This window comes from Alphaproteobacteria bacterium (assembly GCA_024244705.1).
In the GTDB taxonomy this organism is placed as follows: domain Bacteria; phylum Pseudomonadota; class Alphaproteobacteria; order JAAEOK01; family JAAEOK01; genus JAAEOK01.
The window spans coordinates 39,791-48,913 of record JAAEOK010000070.1; the positions used below are offsets into that span (position 1 = coordinate 39,791).

The 9,123-nt window shown below is 59.1% G+C and carries 4 protein-coding genes and 1 tRNA gene; 4 read left to right on the top strand and 1 reads right to left on the bottom strand.

Annotated features, from left to right (window positions below):
* Positions 1-152: 152 nt before the first annotated feature.
* A complete protein-coding gene (locus GY791_11980) occupies positions 153-1,388 on the top strand; it encodes an O-antigen ligase family protein (GenBank protein ID MCP4329145.1) in 1,236 nt (411 codons plus the stop codon).
* Between the two features lie 21 nt (positions 1,389-1,409).
* The gene (gene waaF, locus GY791_11985; protein MCP4329146.1) at positions 1,410-2,417 is read left to right on the top strand and encodes a lipopolysaccharide heptosyltransferase II; all 1,008 of its coding nucleotides are present in this window, start codon (positions 1,410-1,412) and stop codon (positions 2,415-2,417) included.
* Between the two features lie 15 nt (positions 2,418-2,432).
* Here waaF and GY791_11990 read toward each other — a convergent pair whose 3' ends face one another.
* Complete coding sequence (locus tag GY791_11990) at positions 2,433-6,527, bottom strand: type I secretion C-terminal target domain-containing protein (protein ID MCP4329147.1); 4,095 nt, start codon at positions 6,525-6,527, stop codon at positions 2,433-2,435.
* 162 nt (positions 6,528-6,689) lie between these two features.
* Here GY791_11990 and GY791_11995 point away from each other — a divergent pair, with 162 nt between their 5' ends.
* Together GY791_11995 and GY791_12000 are read left to right on the top strand one after the other, a co-directional pair.
* Positions 6,690-8,960 (top strand): adenylate/guanylate cyclase domain-containing protein, encoded by a 2,271-nt coding sequence (locus GY791_11995; protein ID MCP4329148.1) that lies wholly within the window; start codon positions 6,690-6,692, stop codon positions 8,958-8,960.
* Positions 8,961-9,048: 88 nt separating this feature from the next.
* Positions 9,049-9,123, top strand: a tRNA-Val gene (locus GY791_12000).

The following is a 9,123-nucleotide window of genomic DNA, read 5'->3' on the forward strand; positions in this document are numbered from 1 at the left end:
GCCAGGAATAGAAGACCGCCGAGGGCACGACAATGGGCCGTCGGCCAAGGATTTCTTGTCGGCCACATATTCCTGTGCAACCCTGCCGACGGTGCCAACACCGGCGCCCTGCGACGACCACATCCTGGCGGCAGATCCGAGCCCAAACGACAATGCTGCAACGACCCATGCTCGCCGCGTCCTGGCACCGGTTCAGAGACGATCCAGCCCAATCGTTGAGCGTATTTGCACTGTTTCTGTTCGGCTTCGTCATTCCCATCGACCCGACCCTTGTCGCGGTGGTCACCGTTGTCATCGTAGTGCTATGGCTGGTGCGGGGCCGTTTTCGACGCCTGCCGGCGCAATGGAACCAAAGCGTCGTCGTGCGCGCATCGCTGATTCTTTTTGCGCTGCTCGCGCTTGGACTGCTTTATACGTCGGCCGATCTTTCCGACGGCTTAACGGCATTCAAGAAATACCGGGAGTTGCTTCTGGTCCCAATTCTCATGGCCCTGACCGACAACGAGCGCGAGCGCCGGATCGCGATTTGGGGGTTTGTCGCTTCGATGCTCTTGACCTTGTGCATCTCATTCGGGGAAGCATTGGGCTGGTACAATGTCGGCCGACCGTCGGAACCGACCGCATTTTTTAACCGCATCATCTATGGCATTTTTCTCGTCTACACGATGTTTTGGGCGGCTCATCGGGCGCTCGATGGTGCTGGAATGCAGCGGTTGCTTTGGCTGCTTGTCGTTGTGGTTGGAACCTACATGGTGCTCTATGCGACCGGATCCCGCACCGCCTATGTTCTCTACTTTGCAATGGCATTGTTGTTTGCCTGGCAAAAATTCGCTTGGCGCGGAGCGATCGTCGGCAGTCTAGTGCTGGCCGTGCTGTTACTGATCGTGTTGAACACCTCGCCAATATTCTCGCACCGTATCGACCGCGCGATCGTGTCGACGATGGAGCACAAGTGGGGCACCGGCGGGTCCCCCACCGGCAACCGCCTCGATCAATGGCGGCGCTCGGTATTGGCGATTGGCGACGCCCCCCTCTTCGGACATGGCACAGGTGGTTACGGCGCCGCCGTTTCGCCCTATTCAAAGTGGCAGGTCCGAAACAGCCAGCCCCACAACGAGTATCTGTTGATCACCGTTCAGTTGGGCGCCGTCGGCCTGATCGTATTCTTATGGCTGCTCGTCGCACAGTGGCGGACCGCGGGTCGGCTGCCGCCGCCCGATCGATACCTGGGCCAAGGAATCCTCGCCTGCTTCGCCATCGCATGTGCCTTCAACTCTTCATTGCTCAACAGTCCGGAAGGCCATTTCTGGGCATTTTTTGCGGCGATGCTGTTCGCGCCGCCGGAACACGGGCGCGCTGTCGAAGGCGGCGCGGTTGGAGTCGAATAGCGGCCAATGGAGGGCGAACGCGTGCGAAAGATCCTGATCGTCGGTCCGGCCTGGGTCGGCGATATGATCATGTCGCAGGGCCTGTTGAAAATCTTGAAACTTCGCAACCCGGATGCCGACATCGATGTGCTCGCGCCGCCGTGGACGCGACCGCTCTTGGCGTTCATGCCCGAGGTGCGGCGCGCCATCGAAATGCCGTTTCGCCACGGCGAGCTCAATCTGCGCGGCCGACGAACGCTGGGCCGCTCGCTGCGACCGGAGGCCTACGACGTCGCCTATGTCATTCCCCGCACCTTGAAGGCAGCGCTGATCGCTTACTGGGCCGGCATCCCCAAACGCGTCGGCCACCCGCGGGGGCGGAGTTTCGGGATTCTCACCGACCATCGTGCAGCGGATCCTGAGAATTCCCCCCACCAAACCGCCCGATTCGCGGCCCTGGCCGATGATACCGGGCAACCCCCGGAGGCGTTCCCGCCGCCGGCGCTTTCGGTGGGGCCGGACCAGGTGACGGCCGCGCTCGAAGCTTTGAGCCTTTCGCCGCCTGAAGGGCCGCTGATGATCATCGCGCCGGGTTCCGGCAATGCGCCGGCAAAGCGCTGGCCAGCGGAACACTTTGCCGAAATCGCCCGCCATCGCCGGACCCAAGGATGGGCGGTCTGGATCGACGGCTCGCCCGCGGATGCGCCCATCACGGCCGAGGTCGCCGACCTGAGCGGCGGTAGCTGCCTGGATCTCAAGGGCCGCGCGTCAATCGCCCAATCGGTGGCACTGATATCCCTCGCCACCGAGGTCGTCACCAACGATAGTGGCGCCCTTCACATCGCGGCCGCCCTTGGCAAACGTACGGTGGCCGTTTTCGGGCCGACGGATCCCGCCTTCGCCCTGCCGAAATCGCCGGGCGTCGAAGCGGTCCGCACCGGAATCGAATGCAGTCCCTGCTACGCCGACGAGTGTCCACTCGGTCACTTCAAATGTATGCGGGACCTGACGCCGGCCATGGTGCTCGCCGCGTTGGACAGGTGCCAATAGGTGGAACCACGTCGCTTAGACCACCAATTGGTTGTTTTCCAATAGGATATCGATGAACTCTTCCGACGTTGTCGGTACACTACCCCCATTTGCGGCAGCCCAATCGGCATTGTCTAGCCCGCTCAAAACGATCTTGAGTTGGAGGTCGAAGTCCGCGTTGTTCGCCGCTCCATCGTAGTCTACATCGATTTCGGTATCTCCGCTTGCATTGATCGAGATGTTCAGGAAGCTGTCGAGTGCTGCGCCGTCGGCCAAGGCGGGCACACCAACGAGAAGATCACTGAGATTGAGTTCATCGCCACCGATCTCGGCCAATTCAAATCCAATAACAGTGTCGACGTCGTCGTCAGCATTTTGCACCAAGGTCTCGCTCAGACCAGGCCCGTCGACCAACTCGATGTTTTCGCCGGTAACCGTGAGCTGATAGTCGCCACTGCCGCCAGTCGTTCCGACGTTCGTTCCAAGCCGCGCCGACGATTCATCCAGATTCGCGGAGCTGACCGCCAGTACGTAACTTCCAGCCGAAAGCTGCCCGAGGACTATGAAGGGGTCGAATGTGCTGGAGCCGCCATCGCTCGCCACACCGTAGTCCACACCGGCCCCAACGGCGGATTCCGCACCGTTGTCGTTAACCGCTATGAGCGCGCCAAGCAGTCCGGCGCCGCCAAGAACGACGGGCAGGCTGCCGTCATCTGCGAAAAGGAAAAATTCCATATCGAGGCCCGGCGAAATCGATTTGCCGTCGAACGTCACCGCCGTCGTTTCGCTGACTTCGAAGAACCAATATTGAACTGTGGTATCGGCGATCAAGTTGGCGTCGGCCGTTACCTTGTCCGGCCCGACCTGTTCGACATCCGGACTTAGGATGACCTCACCCGCCGGCCCACGGTGTCCCGAACGCCAAATGAAGATATCTTTGTCATCTGCATGACCGATGAGGTCATCGCTCCCCCGCCCACCAACAATCGTATCAATTGAACCGTCCGCACTCCCCGATTGATCATCGGCACGTATGGTATCATCGCCTGTGCCGCCGTCGACGATATCGGCGCCGGTGCCGGCAACGATATCGTCATCGCCGCCTTGCCCGAAAATGCGGTCGCTGCCTGCGCCACCATCAATGGTATCGGACTCACCACGCGGGTCGTTGTCGAGATGCAGCGAATCCGCATTTTCTCGGATATAGTCAGCGACTTGCTCTGCCGTCGTCGGATCACCGCCAATTTCTCTGAGCAGGGCCGCATAGCCCTCGCCGTCTATCAACGATTGCGACAACAGGTCGGTATAGATGACGTCACCGAAAATGACATCGTTGCCGGCACCGCCGCGCAGGTCGTCGCCACCAACAGGAGACGGATTTACGATCAAAGACGGTAGCGTCTGCTGTATCGCGAAACCAAGCTGTGAGACGTTGTCGATATTCTCGGCACCGCCGGTATTATCGATTCGGTTGATCGAAGCGAAGGCGTTGGGCGCCTCGATATTGATACCGAACGCCTCGACACCAAGGGCGGTCCATATACCTCGCCAGAAATCAAGTCCATTGCCCGCGGTGACCGGTGCTCCGGAAGTCGTTGGCGCGTCAAAGGCATTGAATGCGGCCGAATCGCTTGGCACACCATCGGTAATGAAGAAAAGTGAGTTACCGGCAAATTTCGACCCGTCGACGTCATGCAACGGTTGAAAATCGTCTCCGGCAGCCAACCCGTTGTCGGTCAGAAGTATATTAAGAGCGCTATTCAACGGATTGAGATAGTTGGTGCCGCCACTCGCGTTAATGCCCGCGAGATCATCGTAAAAAGACATGAAAGCTGTCTGATGAAACTCGAAAACGCCAGTGCCTGTCTGTGGCAGCCCTGTCAATGGGTCGATCTCGGTGAGAAATTGGTCAAGAGTTGCAAGCGTGATGGTCGAAGTGCTGATCTCGACCGCGATTGGTGACCCGGCGGCCGAATTGAACGGAATGACTGCAAACTTGACCACAAGGTCAATTCCGGCGCGCACCGCGTCGGCGGCATGGGTTGCATAGGTCCGGGACAATTCAAGGATAGCTTCCTTGGCGGTAACAATTCTATCACCACCCATACTGCCGGATCTGTCGAGAATCACGATTGCATTCTGTCCAAATATGCCCTCGGTTCCCGGTGCCTGTTCCTCCTCGGCACCGCCGATGTCGCCAAGAATCACATCATCCCCAATTCCACCGACAAGGCGCGGGCTGTCGCCATCGACGCCGTCATGAGGATCGATCTGGCTAGTCGATTCGGCAGGATTCTCGATGTTGTCATCGTTGTCACCAACCAGCAGTTTGTCCTCGACCTCGGTCACTGTCACCGTCACCACCGCGCTGTCGGTCAGACCGCCGCTGTCGGCGATGGTATAGGTGAAGGTGTCGGTGCCGTTGAAGTCGGCCGACGGCACATAGGTGAACGAACCGTCGCTGGCGACGCTGACCGAACCGCCCTCGGCGCTCGACGCGCTGAACGAGGTCACCGTGATCGCGTCGCCGGTGTCGATGTCGGTGTCGTTGCTCAGAACCCCCGACGGGCCCACCGTCAACGCCATGTCCTCATCTACGAAAAATTGGTCATCCACCGCTATTGGTGGGTCGTCGACACCGGTAATTCCGATCGAAGTGTCCGCCGTGTCGGTAAAGGTCCCATCAGACAGAGTATAAGTGAAATCGATACTGCCCAGGTCTCCCGCGGCGAGTCCTTGGAATGGATTTCCCTCCACAATCGATAGGGTGAAACTTCCATCGCCATCAATTGTTAGGAGCGCAACGCCAAGATTCGTCTCGATTGTGAAGCCGTTCTCGAAGCTGCCGCTGACCACGGCACCACCCGGCACGCCGGATACGACAGGCGTTGTCACGGCAACAATCATGAGATCATCGCCATCGGGATCACTGTCGACACCCATGCCCGTATTGTCGGAAATCAAATTGCCGCTTTGCGACAGGAATTCATTGGGAGACGCGACCGGCGGGTGGTTGATTAGAATATCAAGGGTTCCACTCTCTTCCTGAGTCGTTTGACTGGAAAAGGAGAAATTGGTACCGCCAAGTGGATCCAGCGGGATCGTGGTGAGGTCAAATGCTACGTCTTCGAGGAAGGGGCCGCCCTGAATTGAATCGAGCAGAAACTCCCGAAGTCGCGCCAAACGGCCTTGAAACCCTTCAAGGTCGTAGTCCGTCTGATCGTCATCCGCCGATTGCGGCAAAAATCGTTCTGCCCCGAAGAAAAGAGAATGATAGACATCCGCATCTTCCGGGACTTCCGGCGGTTCATTTGCGCTCTTAAAAATTAGAAGCGGGTTTTCGCCGGTTAGTAGATATTCGCCTACGACATTCCAGACTGCGACAATGCTTTCCGGTGTAAATAGGTCGACCAAAGTTTCCTTGAAGATGTTGAACAGCACACCGACCTTGGTGCCGCGAATGCCGATCGTCGCCGTCGGCGTATTCACGACCATGGCATCGGGCCCGCTATGCGCGATCTCGCCCGAAACGAACACCATCGCGCCCTTGATCAGGGAAAATACGGCGGCGCCGGACCCCTCATCAGCATTGTAGACAAGCTCGTTCAGCACCATACGGGCGCCGGCATCCAACGCCAAAGTGGTGTCGTCGACAAACCTGATGCCGATCGCCCCATCGGGACCGGTCTCGATGACATCGCCCTTGAAAACCGGATCGCCCTCGCTGAGCTCGACAATCGAGCCGTCGGCGTGGGTCGCGCTGACATCGCCGGTCAGATCCTCGACTTCACCAATCGCATTGCCTGTCGGTGCCGGACCGGCTTGAGCATATTGACCGGGGGCCAGTGGTCCTGCCAACCGTTCTACAGTATCGAAATCCAGGGCATGACCGTCCTCGGTGACGATGCCCGAGTGATCGCCGGGACCGAAGAAGTCGCGAACGATCAGCTCATCGTCCTGGTCCCGATTCAGGACGAGGTCGTCGCCGCTCCGGTCATAGGAAGCGTCCTGCAGGTAGGTTCCGTCAATTGGAAGATCGGCCGCACCTCCACTGTCCGTGACGACGGTGGGTGCGATCTCTCCGCCGACGCTCTCCGACCCCAAAGAGGTGCCGTCGGTGGGTAAGGACATGCTAAAGACTCTCCCCGATTGTGCCTCGTATCATGGATTCCGCGACAACAACCACACGCTTTGACTAACACGACGGGGCGAAAATTTACATATAATATTGTTACAAAGAAGGCAGGGTCCGCGGAAACCCAATCAAATCATTCGAGTAAGAATTTGTCCTAAATGATTGATAAATTTAAAGATATTTTTCGACAGGGAAAAATTGGGCGACCGGGCAAAGGCCTCGGGCGTTTCGGCGCCGTCGTCGGTGTCCTGCTCCTGGTTGCCATCGTCATGGTTCGATACATCGACCCGCCTACGGTCGAAATTCTTCGTCATCAGTTGTTCGATTTCTATCAGCGCATCGATCCGCCCGACCTCGACGGCGTGCCCATCGTCATCGTCGACATCGATGAATCGAGCCTGGCCGAGATCGGGCAATGGCCATGGCCGCGCCCGGTGATCGCGCAGATCGTGCGCCAACTGGCAGTCAACGGCGCCGTCGTCATCGGTTTCGACGTCGTGTTCCCCGAACCGGATCGCGTATCTCCGCCCATTCTCGCCGATCAAATCGTCGGAATCAGCGACGAAATTCGCCAGCAGCTGCGCCGCCTGCCCGACAACGACAACGTCTTCGCGGAGATCGTCGCGGCCACCCGCACCGTCATGGCGCAGGCCGGCAGCTTGAACGCGGACGCACTCACCGACCGACCGCCGCCGAAGAAAACGGCGGTCGCCGAGATTGGCGGGGACCCACGCCTCTACCTGTTCAACCACGATGGCATTACGCGAAATGTCCCCGCCTTGGAGGATGCGGCACATGGTCTTGGGATGATCACCATCTTGCCGGAACGCGACGGCATCACGCGGAGAATTCCTTTGGCGCTCAATGTCGGCGGTACCGTCGTGCCATCGCTCGGAGTCGAAATGCTTCGCCTCGCCACCGGGCAAAGCACGATCGGGATCCGCATCGAAAAGGCCGAGTATTCAGACAAACCCGGCATATCGAGCGTTGTGGTAGGCGGCGTTCCGATCCCGACCGATCGGTTCGGTCAGGTTTGGATTCGATTCAGCAACGCGATGTCGGTGCCCTATATTCCAGCGAAGGACATTCTCGACGGGTCGGTCGACCCCGCGCTGATCGCCGGCAAGTTCGTGCTCATCGGCACCTCGGCAGCCGGCTTGCTGGATATCAAGACGACACCGGTGGCCAAGTCCATGCCCGGTGTCGAAGTCCACGCCCATTTCCTCGCCAACGTTCTCACCCAGAACCTCCTTTCGCGCCCCGACTATCTGAATGCCGTCGAATACATGGCGATGATCTTGGCCGCGCTCATGATTCTAATCCTGATTCCAAGACTGTCGGCGGTCGCCACCCTGTTGTTCGGCGCCGCCGTCATGTTCACGTTGGCGGGAGTCTCTTGGTACCTCTATGTCGACCAGGGCGTCTTATTCGACGTTACCGCGACTGCGGTGGCCACATTCGCCATTTATGGCGTGCTGACCTACGTCAAGTATGTCCGCGAGGAAGCCGACAAGAAAATGGTTCGGCGGACATTCTCGCAATATCTCGCGCCGGCGGTCGTTGATCGCCTTGCGCAAAACCCGGATCAAGTGAAGCTCGGCGGTGAAAACCGTGACATGACGATTCTGTTTTCGGATATCCGCGGCTTTACCTCGATCGCCGAACATACCAACGCCGAAGAGCTGACGGTCTTGATCAACCGCATCCTCACGCCAATGACCGAGGCTATTTTGGAGCACGGCGGTACCGTCGACAAATATATCGGAGACTGCGTGATGGCGTTTTGGAACGCGCCCATCGATGATGCCGACCACCAACGGCATGCCTGTCTCGCCGCTCTCGATATGATGCGGCGGGTGACCGAGCTGAATGCATCCCTGCAGGAGGAAAGCGCCGAATCGGAAGGCCGCGCGGCACCGGAAATCAGGATCGGGGTTGGCCTCAATAGTGGCGTGTGCTGCGTCGGCAATATCGGTTCGGACCAACGCTTCGACTACTCGGTCCTCGGCGACGCGGTCAACCTGTCATCGCGCCTCGAGGGCCAGACCAGCTTTTACGGTGCGCCGATCGTGGTCGGTGAAAGCACGGCGTCCGGCGCCGCCGACCTCGCGCTGATCCACATCGACCGGATCAAGGTCAAGGGCCGGCAGCAGCCGGTTCGTATCTTCGCCTTGGTCGGCGATCAGGCATTGGCGGAACAGCCCGATTTCCAACGTTTCATCGCCGACCACGACGCTTTCATGGAAGCATATTTCGAGCAGCACTGGGACGTCGCCAGCGACCTGCTGCCGAAGTGCCGGGCTCAGTCCGCCGGGCTCGACCTGTCGATGGACGCATTTTACGATTTGTTCGCCGAACGCATCGATTCGTTCCGCGCCGAGCCGCCCGGCGAGTCCTGGGACGGCGCCTTTGTCGCGACCAAGAAATAGCCCGGGTCCCGAAACGCAATCGGGCGCGGCGAATTCACCCGGGCTTGCTTGACAGGGTCGCGGACCGGCTCTTATATGCGGGCCATCCGGGCGCTTAGCTCAGCGGGAGAGCGCTGCCTTCACACGGCAGAGGTCGCAAGTTCAATCCTTGCAGCGCCCACCA